This window comes from Arcticibacter sp. (genome assembly GCF_045629565.1).
Classification (GTDB): domain Bacteria; phylum Bacteroidota; class Bacteroidia; order Sphingobacteriales; family Sphingobacteriaceae; genus Arcticibacter.
On sequence record NZ_JAZQRL010000101.1, the window covers coordinates 98,825 to 123,311 of the forward strand.

At 44.5% G+C, this 24,487-nt stretch carries 21 protein-coding genes; 12 read left to right on the forward strand and 9 right to left on the reverse strand.

Annotated elements, in window-relative coordinates; translation table 11 throughout:
- Positions 1 to 7: 7 nt before the first annotated feature.
- Together ACKI5J_RS13455 and mqnB are read right to left on the reverse strand one after the other, a co-directional pair.
- Positions 8 to 844: a 1,4-dihydroxy-6-naphthoate synthase gene (locus tag ACKI5J_RS13455; RefSeq protein WP_407429999.1), complete on the reverse strand. Its 837-nt coding sequence runs from the start codon at positions 842 to 844 to the stop codon at positions 8 to 10.
- Positions 841 to 1,485, reverse strand: coding sequence for a futalosine hydrolase (mqnB, locus tag ACKI5J_RS13460; protein WP_407430000.1), 645 nt, complete (start codon positions 1,483 to 1,485; stop codon positions 841 to 843). The genes ACKI5J_RS13455 and mqnB overlap by 4 nt, the downstream gene beginning before the upstream one ends.
- A gap of 81 nt (positions 1,486 to 1,566) precedes the next feature.
- On the opposite strand from mqnB, the gene ACKI5J_RS13465 reads away from it, so the two are divergent.
- From ACKI5J_RS13465 to ACKI5J_RS13480, 4 genes are all read left to right on the forward strand, one after another.
- The gene (locus ACKI5J_RS13465) at positions 1,567 to 1,980 is read left to right on the forward strand and encodes a 6-pyruvoyl trahydropterin synthase family protein (protein ID WP_407430001.1); all 414 of its coding nucleotides are present in this window, start codon (positions 1,567 to 1,569) and stop codon (positions 1,978 to 1,980) included.
- Positions 1,981 to 1,995: 15 nt separating this feature from the next.
- Complete coding sequence (gene folE, locus ACKI5J_RS13470) at positions 1,996 to 2,634, forward strand: GTP cyclohydrolase I FolE (RefSeq protein ID WP_407430002.1); 639 nt, start codon at positions 1,996 to 1,998, stop codon at positions 2,632 to 2,634.
- Positions 2,635 to 2,656: 22 nt separating this feature from the next.
- Complete coding sequence (gene fabD / locus ACKI5J_RS13475; RefSeq protein ID WP_407430003.1) at positions 2,657 to 3,535, forward strand: ACP S-malonyltransferase; 879 nt, start codon at positions 2,657 to 2,659, stop codon at positions 3,533 to 3,535.
- A 103-nt stretch (positions 3,536 to 3,638) separates the two neighbouring features.
- Positions 3,639 to 7,340, forward strand: coding sequence for an ATP-binding protein (locus ACKI5J_RS13480; RefSeq protein WP_407430004.1), 3,702 nt, complete (start codon positions 3,639 to 3,641; stop codon positions 7,338 to 7,340).
- A 2-nt stretch (positions 7,341 to 7,342) separates the two neighbouring features.
- On the opposite strand, the gene ACKI5J_RS13485 is transcribed toward ACKI5J_RS13480, so the two are convergent.
- Complete coding sequence (locus ACKI5J_RS13485) at positions 7,343 to 8,266, reverse strand: hypothetical protein (RefSeq protein WP_407430005.1); 924 nt, start codon at positions 8,264 to 8,266, stop codon at positions 7,343 to 7,345.
- Between the two features lie 228 nt (positions 8,267 to 8,494).
- Here ACKI5J_RS13485 and ACKI5J_RS13490 point away from each other — a divergent pair, with 228 nt between their 5' ends.
- Complete coding sequence (locus ACKI5J_RS13490; protein WP_407430006.1) at positions 8,495 to 10,045, forward strand: glycoside hydrolase family 10 protein; 1,551 nt, start codon at positions 8,495 to 8,497, stop codon at positions 10,043 to 10,045.
- Between the two features lie 6 nt (positions 10,046 to 10,051).
- A complete protein-coding gene (locus ACKI5J_RS13495) occupies positions 10,052 to 11,239 on the forward strand; it encodes an anhydro-N-acetylmuramic acid kinase (protein ID WP_407430007.1) in 1,188 nt (395 codons plus the stop codon).
- 67 nt (positions 11,240 to 11,306) lie between these two features.
- Here ACKI5J_RS13495 and ACKI5J_RS13500 read toward each other — a convergent pair whose 3' ends face one another.
- Positions 11,307 to 11,903, reverse strand: a complete 597-nt coding sequence (locus tag ACKI5J_RS13500) for a porin family protein (RefSeq protein ID WP_407430008.1) — start codon at positions 11,901 to 11,903, stop codon at positions 11,307 to 11,309.
- A gap of 124 nt (positions 11,904 to 12,027) precedes the next feature.
- Between ACKI5J_RS13500 and ACKI5J_RS13505 the strand changes: the two genes are divergently transcribed.
- The 6 genes from ACKI5J_RS13505 to ACKI5J_RS13530 all read left to right on the forward strand — a co-directional run bounded on the left by ACKI5J_RS13505 (position 12,028) and on the right by ACKI5J_RS13530 (position 16,691).
- Positions 12,028 to 12,243, forward strand: a complete 216-nt coding sequence (locus tag ACKI5J_RS13505; RefSeq protein WP_407430009.1) for a hypothetical protein — start codon at positions 12,028 to 12,030, stop codon at positions 12,241 to 12,243.
- A 104-nt stretch (positions 12,244 to 12,347) separates the two neighbouring features.
- Positions 12,348 to 14,066 (forward strand): S41 family peptidase, encoded by a 1,719-nt coding sequence (locus ACKI5J_RS13510; RefSeq protein WP_407430010.1) that lies wholly within the window; start codon positions 12,348 to 12,350, stop codon positions 14,064 to 14,066.
- A 7-nt stretch (positions 14,067 to 14,073) separates the two neighbouring features.
- Entirely contained in the window at positions 14,074 to 14,415 is a 342-nt protein-coding gene (locus tag ACKI5J_RS13515; protein ID WP_407430041.1) for an MmcQ/YjbR family DNA-binding protein, read from the forward strand.
- 45 nt (positions 14,416 to 14,460) lie between these two features.
- Positions 14,461 to 14,997, forward strand: a complete 537-nt coding sequence (locus ACKI5J_RS13520; RefSeq protein ID WP_407430011.1) for a lipocalin family protein — start codon at positions 14,461 to 14,463, stop codon at positions 14,995 to 14,997.
- Positions 14,998 to 15,033: 36 nt separating this feature from the next.
- Complete coding sequence (locus ACKI5J_RS13525; protein ID WP_407430012.1) at positions 15,034 to 15,981, forward strand: hypothetical protein; 948 nt, start codon at positions 15,034 to 15,036, stop codon at positions 15,979 to 15,981.
- Between the two features lie 176 nt (positions 15,982 to 16,157).
- Positions 16,158 to 16,691, forward strand: a complete 534-nt coding sequence (locus ACKI5J_RS13530; protein ID WP_407430013.1) for a C40 family peptidase — start codon at positions 16,158 to 16,160, stop codon at positions 16,689 to 16,691.
- Positions 16,692 to 16,747: 56 nt separating this feature from the next.
- Here the strand turns inward: ACKI5J_RS13530 and ACKI5J_RS13535 are convergent, their stop codons facing one another.
- From ACKI5J_RS13535 to ACKI5J_RS13555, 5 genes are all read right to left on the reverse strand, one after another.
- Complete coding sequence (locus tag ACKI5J_RS13535) at positions 16,748 to 16,939, reverse strand: hypothetical protein (RefSeq protein ID WP_106292459.1); 192 nt, start codon at positions 16,937 to 16,939, stop codon at positions 16,748 to 16,750.
- 40 nt (positions 16,940 to 16,979) lie between these two features.
- Complete coding sequence (locus ACKI5J_RS13540) at positions 16,980 to 19,448, reverse strand: ligase-associated DNA damage response DEXH box helicase (protein ID WP_407430014.1); 2,469 nt, start codon at positions 19,446 to 19,448, stop codon at positions 16,980 to 16,982.
- Positions 19,449 to 19,476: 28 nt separating this feature from the next.
- Positions 19,477 to 21,090 (reverse strand): ATP-dependent DNA ligase, encoded by a 1,614-nt coding sequence (locus ACKI5J_RS13545; protein WP_407430015.1) that lies wholly within the window; start codon positions 21,088 to 21,090, stop codon positions 19,477 to 19,479.
- A complete protein-coding gene (locus ACKI5J_RS13550; protein WP_407430016.1) occupies positions 21,087 to 22,112 on the reverse strand; it encodes a ligase-associated DNA damage response exonuclease in 1,026 nt (341 codons plus the stop codon). The genes ACKI5J_RS13545 and ACKI5J_RS13550 overlap by 4 nt, the downstream gene beginning before the upstream one ends.
- A 94-nt stretch (positions 22,113 to 22,206) precedes the next feature.
- Complete coding sequence (locus tag ACKI5J_RS13555) at positions 22,207 to 24,339, reverse strand: carboxy terminal-processing peptidase (protein WP_407430017.1); 2,133 nt, start codon at positions 24,337 to 24,339, stop codon at positions 22,207 to 22,209.
- Positions 24,340 to 24,487 lie beyond the last annotated feature (148 nt).

Genomic DNA, 24,487 nt, shown 5'->3' on the forward strand with positions numbered 1-24,487 from the left:
AGCTTAATTAAGAGAGAAATAAGTGTTCTTTTACATGAGGAATGATGCCGGCACCTACAGCTTTAGAGAACATCAGCTCAATTGCATGGCGGCCTTCCTGCCCCAAATCTACAGAATATTTATTTACGTAAAGCTCGATATGCTTATACATAACCTCATCGTCCATTGCCTGCGCATGGCTGCGAATAAATTCAATACCCGACTGAGGATTTTCAAATGCATACTCTACGCTTCTTCGGATAACCCGGTTTACCCGATGCTTGATATCATCATTAAGACTCCTCTTGATAACAATGCCACCCAACGGAATTGCACAGCCGGTTTTCTCTTCCCAAAATGCTCCCAGATCTATAACTTTATGCAGGCCCTTTTGCTGATAAGTAAACCTGTTTTCGTGGATAATGAGTCCCAGGTCCACATCTCCATTAAGGACTGCGTCTTCAATAGCGGAGAATACCATCTCTACCTTGTCCTTCACCTGAGGGAAGGCAAGTCCAAATAAAAAACTCGCCGTGGTGAACTTGCCGGGAATGGCTACTGTTGTGTTGATTCCAATGTTGCCGAAACTTTCGTTCGGTGACTTAGAGATAACCAAGGGCCCAACTCCATATCCTAATGCACTACCTGAGTCAAGTAGCACATAGTTATTTACGCAATAAGCATACGCATGAAAACTCAGCTTGGTGATATCGAGGTCCTGACTGAAAGACTTCTGGTTCAAGGTCTCAACATCATCGTAGAAGACTTCAAACTCCAGACCTTCTGTATCTATTTTATGATGTATCATAGCGTCAAAAATGAAAGTATCATTCGGACATGGTGAGAACCCTAGTTTAAGTTTCATCTTATTGCGGTATATAAATTTATTAAACGTTCATTAAGTGTTTCAATTGCAAGTGGAATATTCCATTTGGATTTATCCCGCCGCTCAACGTAGTTAGATATGGACCTCACCTGACCTGAAGGAAGGCCAACCTGATTACATGCGTAAAAAAATGCGGCTCCCTCCATTGTTTCAACATCCGGACATAGCCTTTCCTTTATCAATGAAATTTCCTGATCACTGCCATGCACACAATTAACCGTAATTCCCTTCATCTTCTTTTCAAGTGAGAGTAATCCATCCAAGGTCTTACTACGAAGCGGAGCCACCATAGCATTTCCAAAGCCGAGCTCGTCGATCGAAATAAACAACGGACCATCCATAGCCCCCAGCTCAGCAAAACAATCATCGGTCACCTGAACGACCTCCCCTAAAGCTAGCCTTTCATTGAAGCTTCCGGCTATCCCGACGTTAAGCGCAAAATCAAATGAGTTTTTTGCAAGCACATACCCCATAGAGAATCCTGTTGCCACCATTCCCACTCCGGTAATGAGAACAACAACCTGATTTCCATTTAAATAGTTGGAACCATTTTTGAAGCTAAAGTGAGAAAGAAAAGGTGCTATTTCAGATTCTGTAGCTGAAACTATCAGTGATTTCATTGCACGAATATACAGAAAGCATCATCCTGGCAAATCATATAGACATCAGTTTTGCCTATATTCGCAACTTAAGATTGATAAATGATATACATCACCCGACGAGAACAGTTCAATGCTGCCCATAAACTTTTCAGGGAGGAATGGAGTGCAGAGAAAAATCTGGAGGTTTTCGGCAAATGTGCTAATCCTAACTGGCATGGCCACAACTACGAGCTCTTTGTCACTGTGAAAGGCGAAATAAATCCCGAAACAGGTTATGTACTTGACTTGAAGACCCTTAAAGATATCGTAAAAAAATATGTTGTCGACAAGTTAGACCACAAAAACGTTAACCTTGATGTAGACTTCATGTTTGGTAAGATGGCATCCACTGAGGTCATCTGTATGGAAATTTTCAATCAGCTGGAGCCCCATATTAAAGATGCAGGAGTGGTGCTTCACCGAGTAAAGCTCGTGGAAACAGAAAACAACTACGTAGAGTATTATGGCCGATAGGCACTATTATAAAAGATGAAAGAACACGATTTAAATCATTCAGGAGAAGAGAACGAAATAGGTTATGTGAAGGTTGATCGGTATGACCCCTTGAAGATTGAGCGCATAGCCTCTCACTATTCAGAAATACTGTCTGACCTTGGCGAAGACCCGCAGCGGGAAGGACTCCTTAAAACGCCGGAGCGCGTAGCAAAAGCTTTGCAATTCCTGACCCATGGATACGACCTCAAACCGGAAGAAATTTTAAAGAGTGCCATGTTCAAAGAGGAATACAGCCAAATGGTAGTCGTAAAAGACATTGAGGTATACTCCATGTGCGAGCATCACCTTCTTCCCTTTCTTGGCAAAGCTCACATCGCATACATTCCCAACGGGCATATTGTGGGACTAAGTAAGATCCCAAGAGTTGTTGATGCGTTTGCGAGAAGGCTTCAGGTGCAGGAACGCTTAACAAACGAAATAAGAGATTGTATACAGAGCACCCTTGCACCGCTTGGAGTGGCGGTCGTGATCGAATGCAAGCATCTCTGCATGTCTATGAGAGGTATTCAAAAACAAAACTCCGTCACCACAACCTCTGCATTTACCGGCGCCTTCGCCAACGAAAGAACACGTTCAGAATTTTTAACTTTGATAACAGCCAGTCTCGACTAGTCGGGCCACGAACACTTAACACATGAAAGCATACATATTTCCGGGCCAGGGCGCTCAATTTACCGGAATGGGTAAAGACCTGTACGAACAAGAGTCAGCGAAGCTGCTTTTTGAACAAGCAAACACGATCTTAGGATTTCGTATCACCGATATCATGTTTGAAGGGACCGAGGAAGAGCTGAAAAAAACCAACGTCACTCAACCCGCAATATTCCTCCATTCGGTAATTTTAGCTAAATCTTTGGGATCATCCTTTACTCCCGATATGGTTGCGGGGCACTCATTAGGAGAATTTTCCGCTTTGGTCGCTGCCGGAGCAATGAAGTTTGAGGATGGACTCAGGCTGGTTGCAGCAAGAGCTAATGCGATGCAAAAAGCCTGCGAAATACAACCTTCAACTATGGCCGCTATTCTCGGATTAGACGATTACACCGTTGAGGAGGTCTGTGAAATGGTTAGTGAAATTGTCGTTCCTGCAAATTACAACTGCCCGGGGCAGCTGGTTATTTCGGGGAGTATAGAGGGAGTTGATAAGGCATGCGCGTTTCTTCTGGAGAGAGGAGCAAAAAGAGCGCTAAAGCTAAACGTCAGCGGCGCCTTCCACTCACCTCTAATGGAGGCTGCACGCGCCGAACTGGCAAGTGCTATTGAATCCACAAGTATCGTATCCCCCGTATGTCCGGTTTACCAGAACATTGACGCTAAGCCATATACCGATCCAAAAGATATCAAACATAACCTCATAGCGCAGCTAACCGGTCCGGTGAGATGGACGCAGACTGTACAACGCATGCTCGAAGATGGAGCAACATCATTTACCGAAGTCGGTCCGGGGAATGTGCTTCAGGGGCTTGTCAAAAAAGTAAACCGCACCATACCAACATCCAGCGCCTCGCTTTAGCATTTGAATAAAGCTCGTTAATTTCACATTAATTGGACGCATAAAGCCATATCTTGTTTATTTAATCAAAACATTATATGGCTTTATGTTTTAAATACGTATCGTGAGTGCAACTTTCAAAATCCGGCTTCTTCTATTTCTGTTAACCCTTAGCTGCGCTGTCACTGCATTGACAATAAACCTGACATTCAGTAAAAACGAATTGTTGGAGTTTGAGGCCAGTACGCTGGAAAAACGGTTACATAAAAAAGAGAAGTTTGTACGGGACTACCTCAGCGATACATCGAACATAAACACGCTCAAGCAAGCGCACACCAATTCGCAGGTAGGCCTGGACATTATAAAGAACTTTCGTGATAACAAGAGAATTTATGTTTTTACCTACGAAGATAATAATCTCATCTTCTGGGGCGGAAACCGGATTTGTCCCAATTCAGATGCGGGATTAAAAGTAGGAAGCAACCGAATTAAAACCCAAAACGGCTGGTACGAAGCCATAAAGTATCAGTCAGGATCATTTTCGGTCGTGATGGCAATTCCAATCAAATCCGAGTTTAAGTTCCAGAACGCCTATTTAAAAAACGTATTTGATGAGGATCTTATCAGTGATAACAATCTTGAAATAGCCGGACTTAATGATAAAAAAACATATAACGTCAAAAATCTTGATGGTGATTTTATCATATCCGTTAAGCTTAAACCATCCCTAACAAATACCTTGTACTCGGCTTTAGAGCTCTGTATGTGGTTACTTACGGCGCTATTCGCCACGTTGTTTGTCAACTTTTTATGCATATCCGTCGCAAAGAAGGGGCATATCAAAACGGCTATCAGCCTCTTCTTTGTCTATTTTCTTACATTCAGGCTCCTCACCTTATACTTCCCTTTCCTCGATACAGAGTTCAACCTGAGCTTGTTTTCTGAAAGACATTTCAATGATGGATTCTTTCTGCCCTCCCTCGGCGACTTTCTCATCAATTCCATTATCGTAAGCTGGTTCCTCGCCTTTATCTATAGCTACAGGAAAGAACTGAATATTATCGATCACCCGATAAGTAAGGGCGCAGGAGTAATTATATTCACACTACTTGGACTCATCGTATACTTTGTAGCCAGTCAGCTTAGTGACTTGTTCTATGCATTGATTATTAAGTCAAACATCAATTTCGACCTTACAAACATTCTTAATCTTACCGTTCACAGCTGGATATCGATCTTGATCTTATATATATCTGCATTCAATCTGTACCTTCTGCTGGAAATAATTCTCTCCATCGGAGAGAAGCTGCCGATCTCCAATAAGCTGCGTCTCAAGATATTTATTAACGGCGTAGTGATCCTGCTTCTGATTCACTTGCTTGTCGGAGAAGTGAATGCCTACATACCCTTGTTTTGTACGATATTATTTATTCGGGGCTATTCATTTTACACCAAAAACTCAAATTACCGGCTGGTAATATTCTTATTTTGCGTACTTATCTTCTCCATCATCGCCTCCATCAAGCTCTCTTCCTTTCAGTTTGAGAAAGAACGGGAGCAACGAAAAGTTGTAGCTTACAAGCTGGAGTCAGCCGATGACCCCAATGCTGTTCTTCTTTTTATGTCTCTTGAGCAGGAAATCAGCAATGACGACATGATAAAAGAATATTTTCGAACGGATAACGCATCGAAAAACAAACTGGACGAAAACCTGAAAAAGCTCTATTTCGATGGCTATCTCTCGAGATATGAATTTGAAACCTATACCTTTTATCCCGGAAGAGAATATAGCTCTGCCGACAGCAGCCAAATTCGCGGATACAAAGACCTGGTCATGGCCGGCTCAATTAAAGTGTCTGAAAACTTCTATCGTGTAAACAATACCTTCGGATTTCAAAACTACTTTGCCATCCTCCCGGTAACCGACAAGGGCGATCACATCGGTACAATCATTCTTACCCTTACATCCAAAACCTTCAAGAATCCGGGGACGCTACCTGAGGTTTTAATTGACAGCAAGATGAATACGGATAAGGAGCTCAGCAATTATTCTTTTGCGTTTTACCTTGACGGACACCTCCTGAATCAAAATGGAAGCTATACTTATAATTTGGTAAACAACGACTTTCCCGGCAAGATCAACCAATTCATTTTTATCGAAAAAAACGACTACAGCCATGTCATCTATCAATCTAACAGCAAAAAATTAATAGTTGTAAGTCGCCCCATTACAACCCTGATCATGAAGCTGGCCTCTGTATCTTTCATGTTTCTGGTTATGATCATCCTCACCATGTTTATAACGGTCATATATCAACTATGGGTAACTTTTCACGACGAACGATTTATTACCGAACATAACGGATGGAGCGCCCTTCTTTCCAGACATAAAATTCTTTATAAAACCAGAATACAGGCATCGCTGGTCGCAGCGATCGTGTTCACTTTACTTATTGTAAGTATCATAACCTATTTCAGTATTAGCAGCCAATTTAAAAAAGAGCTCGAATCTGATGTCATCCACCAAGCTAACCAAGTCAACCAGGGCCTGGAGAAAAATAAAATATTTAAGAATGGAAAACTTCTTGAAAATGAAGACATTCTGCGCACATTTTCTGATGTTAACGCAACAGACCTCGCGCTCTTTGATGTAAATGGCAAATTGCTTTTCACAACGCAATACAAGATATACGATAATGGATTTATAGAACCACGTATGAACGCGGTAGCCTTCCTATACCTCAAAGGCCTTCAGCGATCGGAGCTACTCAATCAGGAGAGGATCGGACAACTGGATTTTATAACAGCTTATCGCCCCCTGCGCAATGCCAGAAATGAAACAATAGCTTATCTCGGCATTCCCAAGTTTTCTTTCGAACATGATTACGACATGCGAATCGGGCAGTATCTTAATACGCTGATCAATGTTTACGCCCTTGTATTAATAGTTATCGCACTATTTGCCATATTCCTGGCCAATCAGATAACGTTCCCGCTAACGCTGGTAAGTAAGAGTCTAAGCGAGATCAGCATTGACGGCAAAAATGAACCAATTAAATGGAAGAGTAATGATGAAATAGGCAGTCTCATAAAAGAGTACAACAATATGATCCTGGCACTGGAAGAAAGTGCCCAGAAGCTGGCACGCTCAGAGAGAGAATCAGCCTGGCGTGAAATGGCGAAACAGGTAGCTCACGAAATAAAAAATCCGCTAACACCCTTAAAACTGGGTGTTCAGCTTCTGGAGAAATCCTGGCGCGAAGAAGATCCAAACTTCAGTAAAAAGTTCGAGCGCTTCAGCAAGTCGTTCATTGAACAAATCGAGAGCCTAGCCCTGATTGCCTCTGAGTTCTCCAACTTTGCTAAACTTCCTGACACGCCATTCTCCCGCATTGATCTTGTTGAAATAATCAGAAGGTCCATAGAAATTTATGACAACTCTGAAGATCTTACCATCACTTTTAAGTATAGCAATCCGCAAGTAATCGTTAATGGAAGTAAAGACCATCTGTTGCGTATTTTCAACAACCTGCTAAAGAATGCACTTGAGGCTATTCCAGCTGAATCAGAAGGGAAAATTGAGGTTACACTGGAAGTTCAGGACCAGGTCGTACTGGTCATGCTTTCCGACAATGGGAAAGGAATACCGGAGGACCTGAAGGATAAAATTTTCAATCCCAACTTCACAACCAAAAGCTCAGGCACCGGCCTTGGCCTTGCTTTTGTGAAACAGGCGGTAGAAAACATGCTGGGTACAATAAGCTTCACAACGGAGCAGGAGAAAGGAACCACATTCTTTATTCGCATGCCGCTAGCTGCTGAATAATATTATCTTAGGCTGAACGTGGCCTTCCCCATCGTATAACCATCGGCATACAATACCACTGTATACTCTCCTTTTCTAAATGGTTGAACAGGGTCCCAATCTATGCTATAGAGTTTTCCGAACGAGTTGTCGAATAGAATATTAGTCTTATACGTGAATTGTAACTGATCACCATCTGCGTCAAAAAGATCACTTCCATCAGTCGTAATCAAATTTCCGTCAGGGTCAATGATACGGATGAATACTTGATGCTCTCCCTGCTGAGCCAGGGCATTTTCTGCAACAGTAAACCTGATCTTTAAACGTTTTGCTGTACTTGCCCGCGTAACCTCCGATTCCTTACCGTTATTTCTGATCCTGACTGCAGACACTGCAATGTTCGCCACTTTGATCGCAGCAGCAACTTTCACCTTATTATTCAGATCAGTATTAGCCTTCTCAAGCATCGAGGCCCTTTCATTAATATTAGCGACCGTTGTCTGTAAGCTATCCCTCTGTTCAGTAAGTTTCACATTTTTCTTTTCTAAAACAACAATGTCAGCGGTATACCTTGACACAAAAGAACGAAGGTCCCTGATTTCCTTTTGCGCTCTGGCTAACTCCCCTTCCGTCAGCTTGCCCTGTCTTAATTGCTCGCGTAGCTCACTAATCTTCACCCTCGCAAGCTCCTGCCCCTCTTTAAGTTCTGCCGAAAGGTTAATATTTGCACTCTTCGACCGGTCGAGTTCAGCTTCTATCCTGTCAATCTCAATCTCCATACGGGATTTTTCATCCGTCAGCGTCACGACCTTATCTTCAGATTTCTTGTCTTTCAAAAACACATAAGCATTGGTTCCCAAAAGAGCAACAATTACCAGGATTAGAAAATACACCTTATTGGAATCTTTTGAAGGAGATGGGGCCTGTTCAGGGACGTCGTTTTTCATAATTATATAATTAATCCCGCAATTCAAGGAAAAAATAAACTTAAAGTAACAAAGACGAAACTAATAACATCTTTCAACACGTTCAACAAAAAAAATATATAAATTCTCAAAAAACTTCCCTTTAGTGCATCGCAAAACCCTTAACCATTAAATTTAAAGGAGCTATCTTTGTTTTTTTCAGCGGGTCCTGTAAATCAGGACCTGTCTTACTATATAAAATTAACAATAATGAACGTTTTGAAGTCCTCTCTATTCACGATAATATTTCTTTGTTCCTTAAACCACACTTTTTCGCAGGATCCTTATTACTCGCTGGCAAATCCCAAAAGAGAATTTCGGGGTGTATGGATAGCAACAGTCGCCAACATCGACTGGCCATCAAAGCCAGGCCTCTCCACTGACGTTCAGAAGAAGGAAATGATACGCATCTTTGATGAACATCAAAAGAGCGGTATCAACGCGATAATTTTGCAGGTAAGACCAGCCGCAGACGCGCTTTACGGCCAAAGCACCGAGCCCTGGAGCCGGTTCCTCACAGGAAGGCAGGGACGTGCTCCATCTCCCTTTTATGATCCACTTGCGTTTGCAATTGATGAGGCGCATAAAAGAGGTATGGAGCTTCATGCGTGGTTCAACCCCTATAGAGCTTCAACCACGTTGTCGCCGACTGAATTAAGCGAGGACCATATTTCGAAAAGAAACCCGCATTGGTTTTTTAACTACGGAGGAAAGAAGCTTTTCAATCCAGGCCTACCCGAAGTGCGCGATTATATCGTTCAAACAATTATGAGCGTTGTAAGGAATTACGACATTGATGGAGTCCACTTCGACGATTATTTCTATCCTTATCCCGAAAAAGGGCAGGTAATCAGAGATTCTGAAGAATTCGCCAGATACGGAAAGAATTTCAAAAATATAGGTGACTGGAGGCGCCACAACGTCGACACGTTAATTAAGACCTTGTCAGAAAGCATCCGTAAAGAAAAGAACTTTATCAAATTTGGCATCAGCCCCTTCGGCATTTGGAGAAACCGGTCACAAGATGCCTTGGGTTCCGAAAGCAATGGCTTAGACGGCTATGGCGCATTATACGCTGACGCCAGAAAATGGGTACAGAACGGTTGGATAGACTACATCAACCCGCAGATCTATTTCCCTTTTCATAATCGTGCTGCTGCGTTTGAAAAGCTCACCGACTGGTGGAGTGACAATGCTTTTGGCAAGCATGTGTATATAGGTCAGGCTGCCTACAGAGCTACAGAAAGACGGCAGGGATGGATGAACTGGTCTCAAATACCCGATCAGATTCGCTACTTGCGCAACAACAACAGAATTCAGGGAAGTGTTTATTTTAGTTCTAAGTCACTTACTGGAAATTACGCCGGACTGCAAGATTCCTTGCGCCAAAACTTTTATCGCAGCCCTTCTCTTCCCCCTCAAATGCTGTGGCGTGACGACACACCTCCGCAGGCACCGATCAATTTAATTGCCATGGCTTCTGCCAATGACAAGATATTGCTTAATTGGAATGAACCATTGATATCGAGAGACGGAGAAAAAGCATATGGTTATGTGGTCTACCGTTTCAGCCATTCCGAGAATATAGATATCCAAAACCCCGAGAAGATCGTCAATATCAGCTATGAAAACAAAACAACGTTTGTCGATTCTCACAACGTCCCGGGAACTTACTTGTATGTCGTCACGGCGCTTGACAGGCTAAAGAACGAGAGCTTGCCTTCAAATAACGCAATAGTGTCCATCGGTGAACCTAATTAGCCAGCCATGAATTCTGCTATCCAAAAACTTCTTGACGCCGCAAATAAGCCTTCAAGAATCATTATAGGTTTAATGTCCGGTACCTCTATGGACGGCCTTGATGTAGCAGTCACCAAGATAACAGGTAAAGGCTTGAATACGTCTGTTGAGGTTCTCAATTTCGAGACAGTACCGTACCAACCCTCATACCAGGCAGAACTTCAAGCAATATTTTGTAAAGAAACCGTCAGCCTGCAACGCCTTACCCTTCTTAACGCCATTACAGCTCAAGTCCACGCTGAGATTGTTCTTAGCTGCTTACAGAAGTGGAATATTCGAGCTGAAGAGATAGACTGTATTGCAAGCCATGGTCAAACGGTATATCATGCTCCCAAAAGCCTGCACGGCCTTGCCGACTATCCCAACGCTACTTTGCAGATCGGTGATGGGGATCATCTCGCCGTCAGCACAGGAATAACCACCATAAGCGACTTTCGCCAGAAGCACATCGCCGCGGGAGGAGAAGGCGCTCCTCTCGCCTTGTATGGTGATCGAATCTTGTTTACTTCTAAAAGCGAAAACCGGATTCTGCTCAATATCGGAGGTATCTCCAATTTTACATATTTACCAGCAGGTGAAGACGCCTCACCTTCCATACTATGCACAGACTGCGGTCCCGGGAACACCCTTTCGGATCTTCTAACCAAAGAGTATTACTCCCAACCATTTGATAGAGGCGGGGAGATAGCCCTCAGCGGCGAGGTAAATCCCGTTTTGCTGAATACCCTGATTGAACACCCATTCTTTAGCAGAGTGCTGCCAAAGACAACCGGCCAGGAGCTCTTTAACATGAAATTTCTTGAAACGGCTCTTGAAAAAGCCGGTATCAGTGATATTAAGCCAAATGACCTGATAGCGACAGTTGCTGAACTGACCGCCTCATCAATTGCGATATGTATTGAGAAGGCAACGGAAGGCAAACCCTACAGCTGCTACGTAAGCGGAGGGGGCAATCACAACAAATACCTGATGGAAAGTCTGAAAAGAAAAGCTTATCCCAATACAGTCAGCAACATGGAAGACTTGGGAATTGATGCGGATGCAAAGGAATCTGTCTTGTTTGCCTTACTGGCTAACGAAACAATCTGCGGATCAACGGTTAATAATGGAGGAGCTCCCAGAGTGATGATGGGTAAAATCTCACTCCCTTACTGACGTAGATTCTCCAACAGAGTAGCAATATCAGACCCGCCATTAACACTGCCAGGTCTGATAAAATGACTTAAAGTATTTTAAACCCAAGGCTCAAATGCCACAGGTTTTGTTTTTTAAGCACATCGTTATGACTAACATCGGTCAGTCCTGCTTCGTACCTGAGATCTATCGCCACACTGGAGATATCCACCCCCGCTCCAACCTGTGCGCCCCAATTCTGATCCTTATAGGTGTCACGCTGGTAAGCAGCAAGAACGTCGTTGCCAGACAGATCTTTGTCCAATACAAAAGACACAACAGGACCCGCCATGAAGCGCACATTGACAGGGCCCAATCCTACTTTTGTCCCCAGCAACACCGGCACGTCAAGAGTGGTAAACCGAACCTTACCTTCAGCCTCTATTCCACTTCCAAGGGTTTCCGACTTAAATTCTCCTCCCTTGCCCGCAAGATAAGCTTCAGGCTGAACATAAAACCCGGCTACCCCAACCCGCGCCCAGGCGCCTGCCTGGTAACCGAGGCGATTCTCATCATTGGCAAAATTCGACTCCAGCTTAGCAAAATTAAGCCCGGCCTTCAAACCGAGGTTAAAAGAAGGCAACTGGGCAAATGCACTACTTCCCAGCCCCATCAGCACCATTCCAAATAATAAAGTCCTTTTCATATTTTATTCTTAGCGTTTAATTTACAATAACAATCGGCACCACATATAGTTTAGTCGCCAAATGTACGAGTCATTCGCATTTTTTTAACACGTAATATTTCCTAATTTTACCGCAAAGAAAATCATGGCGGAAATAACTATCAGCACAGCAGACTGGGAAAGACTTAAACTTAAGGTCAGAAGAAAATACAGGGAACTATCTGAAGAAGATCTCGCGTATCAGGCCGGCCAGGAAGAAGAGTTAATCCAACGGTTGATGACAAGACTAAAAAGGAACCGTGAATACGTTGTCTTTACTTTAAAGAAAGGCCTCGTCAATATCGACAACAACCGGCTGTAGCCCGTTCATCCTAATATTCCGATAAAGACGTAAAATCTCATCTTCAAATGGTATATTTATAATCCTGCACTTTCATCTACTACCATGTGCAATAAGAATGGATTATGTTGAGCCTGAAGAAATATTCAAAGACACTTAGAATCTCCGCATTTTCGGGGATTGCATTACTTTCTCTTGCCTTCAGCGATGACTACTTCGAAGCATCTAAGAACCTGGAGATATTTAATTCTTTATACAAGGAAATCAATATCAACTACGTAGACGATATTAATTCTTCCGAAATGATTGAGACGGGCATTGAAGCCATGCTTCAGAGCATGGATCCCTATACGGAATATGTCCCCGAATCAAATATGGAAGACTATCGCATGAGGTATGTGAGCACACAATACGGCGGTATCGGAACAAGCATCTATCAGCGCAGCGGTAAGTTCCTTGTAGCAGAAGCCTTCGAGGGTTTTCCGGCACAGAAAAGCGACTTGCGCGCAGGAGATGAGATAACCGCCATAAACGACCTTCCCCTGAAAGGAAAGCCATACGAGTCCGTAAGCGCCATGCTGAAGGGACCTAAGGGCACTAGCTTAAAACTCACTGTCCTGAGACCCGGCGAAAAAGAACCATTGCAAAAGAAGCTCGTCAGAGATGAAATAACCCAGCCCAACGTTAGCTATTCGGGATTGATCAACGATAACATAGGTTATATTAAATTAGATAAGTTTCTTGAGAAGTCTGCTTCGGAAGTCGAAAGCGCATTAACAGCTCTATTAAAGCAGAAACCCGAAGGACTTATTCTTGACCTCCGTTCCAACGGAGGAGGTATCCTGCAGGAGGCCGTAAAAATTGTCAATTTATTTGTCGAGCCCAATACCATCGTAGTCACACAAAGGGGCAAAACAAAGGAGAAATCATTCACTTACAAGACTTACAACAAGCCGCTTGCCCCGAAACTGCCTCTAGCGATTCTCGTAAACGGCCGCTCTGCTTCTGCATCCGAAATCGTAGCGGGAGCACTTCAAGATCTCGATCGCGCAGTTATCATAGGTCAGCGTAGCTACGGAAAAGGTCTCGTTCAGCAAAGCTTTAACCTGCCCTACAACAGCCTGGTGAAGGTAACCGTTGCCAAGTACTACACGCCTTCCGGCAGATGCATTCAGTCGCTTGACTATGCACACAAAAAAGAAAACGGCCAGGTAGTCAAAGTTGCCGACTCCCTTATAAGTGCATATAAAACCAAAGGCGGACGTACCGTATACGATGGCAGTGGTGTTTATCCTGACAGATTCGTCCAGCCCACGAAATACAGCCCGATAGCAGTAACCTTGCTGACCAAACGTTTTATCTTTGACTATGCTACCCTTTTCCGCAATACTCATCCCGAAATCCCTAAGCCCGGAATTTTTACGTTGAGCGATGAAGAGTACAATAAGTTCACCAGCTACATGTCTGATAAAGATTATAACTACCTTACTAAAACGGAAAAGCTGCTCGATGACTTAAAAACCGAAGCCGAGAAGGAAAAGAAAATATCAGAGATACAGAGCGAATACAACGCCTTGAAAACGAAAGTATCTTTCAGCAAAAAAAATGATTTGGCACAATTCAAACCTGAGATCAAACTTCTGCTTGAAAACGAAATCATTTCGCGTTATTACTTCCAGAACGGACGTACCGAAAACAGCTTCAACTCAGATAAGGATATCCAATCCGCTAAAGAGGTTCTTTCAAGCAAAGTCATGCTAACTTCAATCCTCAAAGGAAATGGAACTTATGGCTCCATCGGAAAACCAGCTCATGACTTTACAGCGAGCCTATCAGACGATTAAAACAGCTATGAACATCGAAGATTACCGCGAATTTTGCCTGAGCCTCAAGGGCGCCACTGAGGGCTTCCCCTTCGGCGATGATACCCTGGTTTTTAAAGTTAAAAACAAAGTATTTACGTTAGCTTCTTTAGAGCCTTTCTCGTTTAACGTAAAATGTGATCCTGAAAAAGCCATTGAACTTAGGGAGTCGTATCCGGATGTCCTTCCAGGTTACCACATGAATAAACGACACTGGAATACAATAAAGATCAGCGGAGCCGTATCGGACGACAAACTCAGGCAGTGGATTCGCGATTCCTACGATCTCGTCGTCGCTAGCTTGCCAGCAAAATTACGCCTGGACTTATGAAAGTTTAGCAACTAAACCTTCCTGATGGTTCTTTGTTAAATGATCATGAAGAAAACAACACCTGAAATAGCCCTCGGCGCAATTCTCCTGGGCTCTGCCGCCTTAGTCATTCGAAAATTACTTCAAAGACCCCTCGATACTGTCCCATATGTCGAACTAGAAAAATACCTGGGCAAATGGTATGAAATCGCTTCTTTCCCACAAAAGTTCCAAAGAGGATGCACCTATACGTCTGCTCATTACACACTCAACCCAGACCATACCATATCAGTAAAAAACTCCTGCATAGCAAACGGCGAAGAAAAAATCGCTACGGGAACGGCAAAAATAACCGACAAAAAGACCAATGCGAAGCTAAATGTGCAGTTTCAATGGCCATTTAAAGGAAAGTATTGGATTCTTGAGCTTGCTCCTGACTATAGTTACGCCATGGTTGGACACCCCAACCGGAAGTACCTGTGGATATTAAGCCGTAAGCCTTGGATGGAAATGGACGTATATAAGAAGCTTCTTATGTCTGCAGACAGGAAGGGATTTGACATTTCCAAACTCCGGATTACCCCCCAGAAATCAACTGACTGATTTTTCAAATGCCAAACTTCACGTATATTTAGCTGCATGACGATTAAATACAGCTGCATAAATAATACAACCCTTAACGCCATCCTTTTCGTCCTCTTCACAGCACTAATTCTTACATCTTGTGCCAGAAATGATAAGAAAGATGAGCGGCCTTCCTTCAAACCGGTACTGGGCATGCAGTTTATTGAAGTCCGCAGGGCATTTGACAATGGCCTTGCTTTCAACGAATATGGCTTTCAGCAAGAACCTGCCTGGAAGCTATATTTCTTGTCAGAAGACTCCGTGATGATCTACAGTCCTTTTGAAAAGAAGTATTATCACTATCCTATCTACCATGATCATGACTCCGTCTTCAATATCGCAAGAGAATGGTTACGGCTCAAACAACTCACCAAAGACAGTCTGACATTTCAGCTACTATCTGTCGACAGAAAAGAAGTGTCCAGAGAGCGGTCCAATGTCGCCATGAAATTCTACTCACACCGGTATCTTACAGAAGTACTGAAAAAAGACCCTGTACTGCTTAGAAGACCTAACCGAAAAGACACCCTTTTTGTCAAATCCCTGGTTTCCAGAGCCAACAGAAACCCAACAAATCCCGACAGCGCTTTTGCCGCCCGCCAGCCCGTGCAACTCATCAGTACAATCAATGAGATAGAGGTAATCAAAGAAGGATTGCAGTATGATCCGCACAACCTGTTAAACATCAGCTCTGCCGATACTTATCTGAAACCCGAGTACTCTATCAACATAAAGAAGGCGTATAAAGACTTCTCCCATACTTTCACCGCCCTGGTAGATCAACACGGAAAGTTGCAGGTCGACACATTCTGGACAAGCCCGGAGTTCACTGCCTCCCGCCGTAAGGTACTCGAAGGGATAGTCGACGTCTATCTGCAACGTTTTATCAAGGTCATCCCCGGACAAACGCTCGGCTTTCCGCACACCAGTCAAATCACGCTGTACGTCAAAGGCAAAAAGTAACTTTTCGATCCCAATTGTATCATAATCAGGACAATTGAAATGTTAAATTTGGAAAATTAGGACACTTATCGCTTGCGCCTTTGGATAATTTGACTAGATTTGCAATGCTCGTGTCAGATCTTATGACACAAGAGGGCGTTTAAAAGTATTGTTGTTTAACTTTAAACGAAGTTTAAATGGGGAAAAAAATGATTATAGCGGTGTTAATCGCTATTATGTACGTGTCTAATACCCAGGCGCAAACTAAAAAAACTGTAGAGGATCCTGACAATCTTGCCAAGGATTACTTTTCCCAAATCATGGGAATTGCCGTATCAGCTACATCAAACGTTAAGCTTTACCAATTTGTTTATGACTGGATTGGAACTCCCTACCGCTTAGGTGGAGATACCAAAAGAGGAATAGACTGCTCAGGTTTCGCTTTCCAGCTGTACGATAAGGTGTTCAATACAGTTATCGGAAACAATTCCAGAAACATCTTCACCATGGTGAATCCTGTAAGCAAGGATGATCTTAAAGAAGGTGACCTGGTATTCTTTAAGATAAAAAGTCGCGCTATTTCACACGTAGGCGTTTATCTTGGAGACGACAAATTTGCTCATGCCTCTTCAAGCAGGGGTGTAACCATCAGTAATCTTAACGAATCCTACTGGAAACGCTATTATTACAAAGGTGGAAGACTTATCGAGTCTCTGAAAGAACAATTATAGGATTGTTCAAAAAGCGAGGGTTGATATGAAAGCAGAGCTGTTCATATCAACCCTTTTTACATTTTAGCCACGTCACGCGTGTTCTTAACCAGGCCAATGCCGGTAAAGAAGAATATGAGTCCCAGAATCCCATAAACGATTAGCTCCCTGGGTGAGCCAGACTGCTGAACAAAACCGACAGCAGCATATATCAGTCCTACAATACCTAGTATTGTTAATATAGTACCAAAAGTTCTTTTTAAGTTCATAGTGTATATGTTTGGCTAGTACCATACAAATACGCTGCCATTATTTTCCTTTTGAATATCTTAAACTCATCTTGGCTACCCTTTCCTCCAGTGTCTCCGTAGTCAGCTTTTCCCTTAACCTATCCACCATAATAGGAAAAGCGAAGGGTGTAGGCTTTTCACTCTCTGTAATAATCACCTTAAGCTTTTGCAACCTGCTTAAAGCCTCCCTAAGCCTGAACTCCTCCAACTGAAACTGCAGCGCTTCATTATAAGCCTGCCGTACCAAAACATTGTCCGGCTCATACTCATTGAAGACATCGAAAAGCAGCGAAGTCGAAGCTTGAAGGTGCCGGTTCTTCATCGTCTTTCCCGGATATCCCGTGAATACCAGGCCCGCAATATGTGCTATATCCCTGAAACGTCTTCTGGCCATCTCGTTTGCGTTCAAGCTGCTCTGTATATCATCAAGCAGGTTTTCGGATGAAAACAAATCTGCTGCGATGGCCTCCTCCAAGGGTATCGGATCTGCCGACAATAATTCAAACCCATAATCATTCATAGCAATGGAAAAGCTGGCCTTCCTCACCTTCGCAATACGGTAGGCAAACAACGATGCCATCCCCTCATGTACCAGACGCCCTTCAAAGGGATAAAAGAACAGATGATAACCATCGTGAGAATTAAAACGCTCAATCAGGAACTCATCACTTGTCGGCAAATGAGAAAGCTGCGCCTGCATGTCAAATAAAGGCCTCAGCGTCTTAATCTCAATGTCGCTCTCAATATGATGCGCTACATCGTCCAGCTTGCTCCTGAACATCGCAGAGAGCTGAGAAGACAAAGGTATCCGCCCTCCCATCCAGCTTGGAATCCTGCCATTGCTTTTCGGCGACTTTTTCACAAACGCCGTCATATCTTTTATCTTCACCAGTTCCAGACTCCTGCCGGCAAACCAGAAATTATCCCCCACCTTCATTCTGGTAACAAAATCTTCTTCAATAGACCCCAGGTATCCGCCTGAAAGAAACTTGATGCGCATACTTACATCGCTTACAATCGTTCCCATGGTGAGCCTGTGCCGCATGGCAACGCGCTTACTCTTCACTTTATACAATCCCTCCTCTATTTCCACTTTGAGGTATTCATCATACTGCGACAGCGTCTTACCCCCAAGCGTAATAAAATTCAGAATCTGTGCGTATTCCGACTCCCTCAAATCCGCGTAAGCATAGGTTTGCTTTAACTCATGGAATATCTCGTCGGCCCTGAACCCATCCGAAACAGCTAATGTAACCAGATATTGCATCAACACGTCCATGGCCAGAACTATCGGATCCCTGCTTTCAAATATCCGGTGTTCTATAGCCCCTTTTATTGCTGCACCTTCCAGCAGCTCCAGCGAATGCGTAGGTACAAACCAGGCTTTTGAAGTCGCCCCCGGATGATGGCCGCTCCTGCCCGCACGCTGCATAAACCGTGCTACACCCTTCGGACTCCCGATCTGCACTACCGAGTCTACCGGCCGAAAATCGACGCCCAGATCCAAACTAGAGGTACACACGACCAGCTTGAGCATCTCATTGTGCAGCGCAGCCTCAACCCAGGAGCGAAGCTCATTGTCTAGCGATCCATGGTGCATAGCCATTATTCCCGCATACTCAGGATAGCGGTCTAAAATAGCATGATACCAAATTTCAGACTGTGATCGCGTATTCGTAAAGATCAATGTCGTCTTGCTCTTTGCTACAATATCCATCACCTTCGGAAGAAGCTTGATCCCCAGGTGGCCCGCCCATGAAAACTGCTCAATATCATCGGGGATGATCGACTGGATCTCTATCTTCTTGTCAAGATCTGCCCTCACAAGACGAATGGCTGCACGGTCAGCAACATAACCCAAAAGCACATCAGCCCCCTGCTCCAGATTTCCAATAGTAGCACTGATTCCCCAGATTCTTAAGTTTGATGCCGAAGCCTTCTTAATACCCTTCAGTCGCGAAAGTCCCAGCTCAAGCTGCACACCCCGTTTCGTGCCGAGCAGCTCATGCCACTCATCGGCAATCACAGCTTGCAAATTCTCAAATAGCTTCGGATAATCCTTCTGCGAAAGCATCAGGTGCAAGCTTTCTGGCGTAGTCAGCAATACTTCGGGCTGCCTGCGCTTCAGCGCCTGCTTTTCCTTAGCCGATGTATCCCCGGTACGACTACCTATTGACCAGGGGATTTCCAGATCATCTACCACGGTCTGCATGGCCTTCCGGATGTCATTGGTCAATGCCCGCAAAGGCGTTATCCAAAGCATCATCAGTCCGTTATTACGCTTTTCTTTATACGTATCGGGATAGCGGTTAATATAGTCGGCAACAATAGGCAAAAATAAAGCGAATGTCTTACCACTCCCCGTAGGGGCATTTAGCAAACCCGAGGAACCCGAGAGATAAGCCGCCTGCATCTCTTTCTGAAACGCAAACTGCTTCCACCCTTTCATTTTAAACCATGCAGAGATCGCCTTTTCACCAGCAGTCATATTTTTCTTATCAATAACATTAACGATTTCAGGCGAGCATCGCTTTTAAAGCTTCGATATGATCAGCTTCCTCAATTTTCTTATCATGCCGCCAGCGCAATATGCGCGGAAAGCGTAGGGCTACGCCAGACTTATGCCTCGAAGACGCATTTATTGCCTCAAAGCCTATTTCAAAAACGAGCCCGGGCTTAACGGTTCTCACCGGACCAAACTTCTCGAGCGTATTTCTCTTTACATAATGATCAACCTGATTAATCTCCTTATCGGTAAGTCCCGAATAAGCCTTCGCAACGGGCACCAGCTTGTCTCCGTCCCAAACAGCGAACGTATAATCGGTATACAGATCAGCCCGTCTCCCATGTCCTTTCTGCGCATAGACCATTACCGCATCAACCGTCAAGGGGTCAACCTTCCACTTCCACCAGTCGCCACGCTTCCGCCCTGTCTGATAAACCGATTCTTTCCTCTTCAGCATAAACCCCTCCGCAACCTGCTCCCTGGCCGTCAGGCGGAGGTCGTATAGCTGTTGCCAAGAACTAAAAGAAACCACCTCCGATAGCCTGAAGATATCCTGATGAGCACTTTCCGAATGAATACGCTCCACAATAGAGCGCCTGTAACGAAGCGGCATAGAGCGCACGTCATCTCCTTCAAACTCCAGACAATCGTATGCTATAAAAGCCATCGGACTGTCCGTCATGATCTTCTTCGTCAGGTTTTTCCGTCCGATCCTGGTCTGCAGCACGTTAAAAGGCAGCGGACAATTTCCACTAAAGCAGATAGCCTCCCCATCCAGCACAGTACCGTCCGGCAGGTCCGAAATAAACCGATGAAGCTCAGGAAACTTGTCAGTCACCAGATCTTCTCCCCTGCTCCAGATGAAGATCTGTCCATCCCTGAAAATCACCTGGGCCCTGATCCCGTCCCACTTCCACTCTGCCTGCCACTGGTCGGGGTTCCCTAGCGCAGCTTCCATATCCTCTGCCGACTTCACCTGGTCAGACGTCTCCTGAATGGGATAAGCCAAACAAAACGGGTAGGGTCTCGAAATATCCTCAGACGCATCCTGCTCCTGCATCAGATCGTGGAAGTTGAACGTTGCCGGATCCCAGTTACCCATTATTCTATGCGTCAGCACAGACGGCTCCAGCCCCGACAGCTCAGCCAGTGCCTTCACAATAAGACTATGAGAAACCCCGACCCGGAAGCTACCCGTCAGGATTTTATTAAAAACAAAACGCTCCTGCCGGTCCATACTATCCCAGGCATCCAGCAGCCAACCCCTTTTTTCATTTTCTTCAAGCGATGAAAGAGCATTTATCTCGTTAATCCACGCCGTCAGCGGCTTATTCTGAGACCCGCCAGGCTCAGGCAGCAGCAAGGCGATGGTCTCTCCCAGATCGCCCACAACCTGGTATGACTCCTCAAAAAGCCAGGCCGGAATATGAGCAAGATCCATTGCCCAAGTCTTGATCAGTGTAGAATTTATCTGCCGCCGGGGCTTTCTGCCCGTAAAGAGCGCAAGAGTACTGATCTTGTCGGCGTCAGACACCAGCATGAAATAGTCTTTAAGAATCCGAACTTTTTCCGAAGTCTTGTTCGTCTCATCGAGATCAGAAAACAGCTTTGCAAAATCCTTCATACCACTTCCTCCACTTTAGTTTCCCCGGCTTCATCGTCTTCCATGCCATAATGCGTTTCCGCCTCAAACGCATCATATCCAATCTCGCGAAGATAACGGGAGAAAGATGCCGTCGAACCATGAGTCAGGCACACAGACTCACATTCCGTCGCGCCAATAGCCTCAATCAAGCCATCCCAGTCGGCATGGTCCGACAATACAAATCCCCTGTCGGCAGCCCTCCTCCGCTTCGCCCCTCTTATAGCCATCCAGCCCGAGCAGTATCCGAAAGACACAGCAGGAAACTTCCTCATCCAGGGTGATCCTACTGCCGAAGGAGGACAAATGATCAGGCCACCTCTGGCCTGCTCTCTCTTAAAGTCCGTCGTAATCCGCTCGGCTTGGGGCAGCCGTATTCCGCTACGTTCAAGAGCCTCATTGGTGTTAGCGATCACACCATGCAGATAAACGCTCCCTATCGAAAGATCCAGCCCTTGCATGATCCGCTGGGCTTTCCCCAGTGAATAGCCGGCAATCACGGTCGTTCTGCCCTCTTCAGCATTGAACCTCCACCACTCATTGATATCACTAAAGATCTCACGCTGAGGCCTCCATTTATACACGGGCATCCCGAATGTACATTCCGAAATAAACGTATGGCACTTCACCGGCTCAAAGGGCGCCGACAAACCGTCATCTTCCAGCTTATAGTCGCCTGAAGCAACCCAAACTTCACCTTTATACTCCACCCTCACCTGCGCTGATCCGATGATGTGGCCAGCAGGATAAAAGCTAACTTCGACTCCATTGATCGTTGTACGCTCGCCATATTCCATCGTCTCCAGCGATATGTCCCCTAACCGATAATACATCACCTCCCTGGATAAATGATGAGCCAGATAATGTTTATGCCCCCACCGCGCATGATCAGAATGCGCATGCGTAATTACCGCCCGTTCAACCGGCTTCCAGGGATCAATGTAAAAATCCCCTGCTGCGCAATATATACCCTTATCATTAAACTGAAGAAGTGCTTGAGCCATGCATGAATAACCAACACTAGCCGCAGATAGTTTTAAACGCAAAAGGGGCCAGATTCTTCCAAAAACCGGCCCCTTTTAAAAATTGCATCATTCTTTAATATACCATGGTGAACTGACCCGCCTGGTTAAGGCGGATAAAGTCAGCCATTGTTTTCAAACTTTCGTCCTGTATAAAGTCATAATCGTCAGCCTTCTTCACTTCTCCTTTTTTAAGCGGAGGAAGTCCTTTCAGGGCACGGCGCTGATTGTCCCTCGCCAGGTTCCTGGCCTCCTGCACTTCGCGCTCCTTCTTAAGTTTTGCCTCGTTAAGCGTTACCTCGTTTTCTGACTCTCTTCTTCTAAACTCGACAATGTCCTCTAACAGGTACTTATACTCTGTAGACTCCTTCATCCTGTTCTCATGGAGTTTAATCAATTGCGACTTTACCGGAGTAAGATCCGCAACAGGGGTGTATCTCGCCGGACTGATTGAATCAAAAGGTAAAGCTGAAGGTTCTGAACTTTCTCCATACTTGTCAGCAGAGAATATCATGGGGAATTGAATATCCGGAATCACACCCTTGTGCTGGGTACTGCTTCCATTGATCCGATAAAATTTGGCTATCGTCAGATTAATCTGTCCAAACCTTGGTCCCTGAGTCGCAGTGGTAGTTTTACCCGTCTTGTCTGTCGTCTTAATTTTATTTAAAAACTCATCTACTGTGCTGATATAACGTGATAAATCAAGCGCAGACTGCACCGTTCCTTTTCCATAGGTTTGGGTACCCATTACGATCCCCCGGTTATAGTCCTGAATAGCGGCAGCAAAGATCTCCGATGCTGATGCACTAAAGCGGTCTACCATTACACCGAGCGGACCTGTCCAGGAAATAGAAGGATCGTCGTCATCACTAACCTCCGTACTCCGCGGATTACGTACCTGAACAACCGGACCCGTTTTAATAAATAATCCCGTCAACTCAATAGCTTCCATAAGAGAGCCTCCGCCATTCGTCCTCAGGTCAATCACAATACCATCAACCTTCTCCCGCTTCAACGTGTCCAAAATGCGTCTGACATCCCTGGTTGTACTTTTATAGTTCGGGTCACCAGCCTGATAGTCTTTAAAATTCATATAAAAAGCCGGAACCTCAATAACACCGATCTTGTATGACTTTCCACCTTCAGTAATCGTCTTGATGGTTTTTTTAGCCGACTGGTCCTCCATAACCACCTTGTCGCGCACCAGCGTCACAATTTTCGGCTGCGAGGAGATCTCCTGGCCTGCAGGGATAATCTTCAGCCGCACAACAGTTCCTCTCGGGCCTTTGATTTTCGATACCGAATTATCAAGCCTCCAGCCACGAACATCTTCGAACTCGCCATCTTTCCCTTGTGCTACCCCGATTATTTTATCGTTTACCTGCAGGGTCTTCGCCTTAAACGCAGGTCCGCCTGGAACAATCGCCGCAATTTTAATAACCTCATTTTCCAATTGTAAACTAGCTCCTATTCCTTCAAACGTTCTCGACATTTCTTCGTTGAAAGCCTGAGCACGTTGCGGAATAAAATAGTTGGTGTGAGGATCTATCGTTTCCGTAAACGAGTTCATGATCACCTGAAAAGCATCCTCGTTATTAAGCTTCTGAGTCTGAGACAAGAGGTTTTTATACCGGGTCTTCAGCGTCTCCTTATTCTTTGCTGCATCCCCGCCTGATAATTTCAGGTTTAACAGATCTGATTTCACCCGCTTTTGCCACAATTCATTGGAAGCTTCGATCGATGCCAGCCACGGTAATTTTTCGCGATTATAAGTAAACGTTTCATTCTTTGTAAAATCAAAGGGCTTGTCTACCTGGCTCATCGAATATTTTAACCTGTCAGCATACCGTGCCTGAAACACATTAAAAATATGAAAGAAAGCCGTAAGGTCACCAGCGCGGAGATCATCATCAAACGTCAGACGATACTTCTCAAACGATTTGATGTCTGAAGCAAGCAGGTAACTCCTGCCCTGATCGAGCTGATTAATATATTTGTCCAGAATTTTCGATGACAGTGAATCATTCACCTTCACCTTCTTATAATGTGCCCCCTCGATAATTTTGACGAGTTCCCGGGCTACCAAACTCTGAGAAGGATCGGGCTTCAAATTAGCAGAGCCTTCCACATCCACTACCACACGAGGCTCGGCAGCGCACGCTATAAAAGCGAGAATAAACAAAGCCAGGAACATTTTTTTTAGCATTTCTTTAAAAGATTTAAAATCCATTTCTTATAACCTATCTGCGAATTCTATACCAGTTTACGAGTATAAACAAAAAAGAGGCAGTAAACTACCGCCTCTTTAACATAACAAAATCAAAAATAGTATTTGTGTCTCAGAATATTCATTA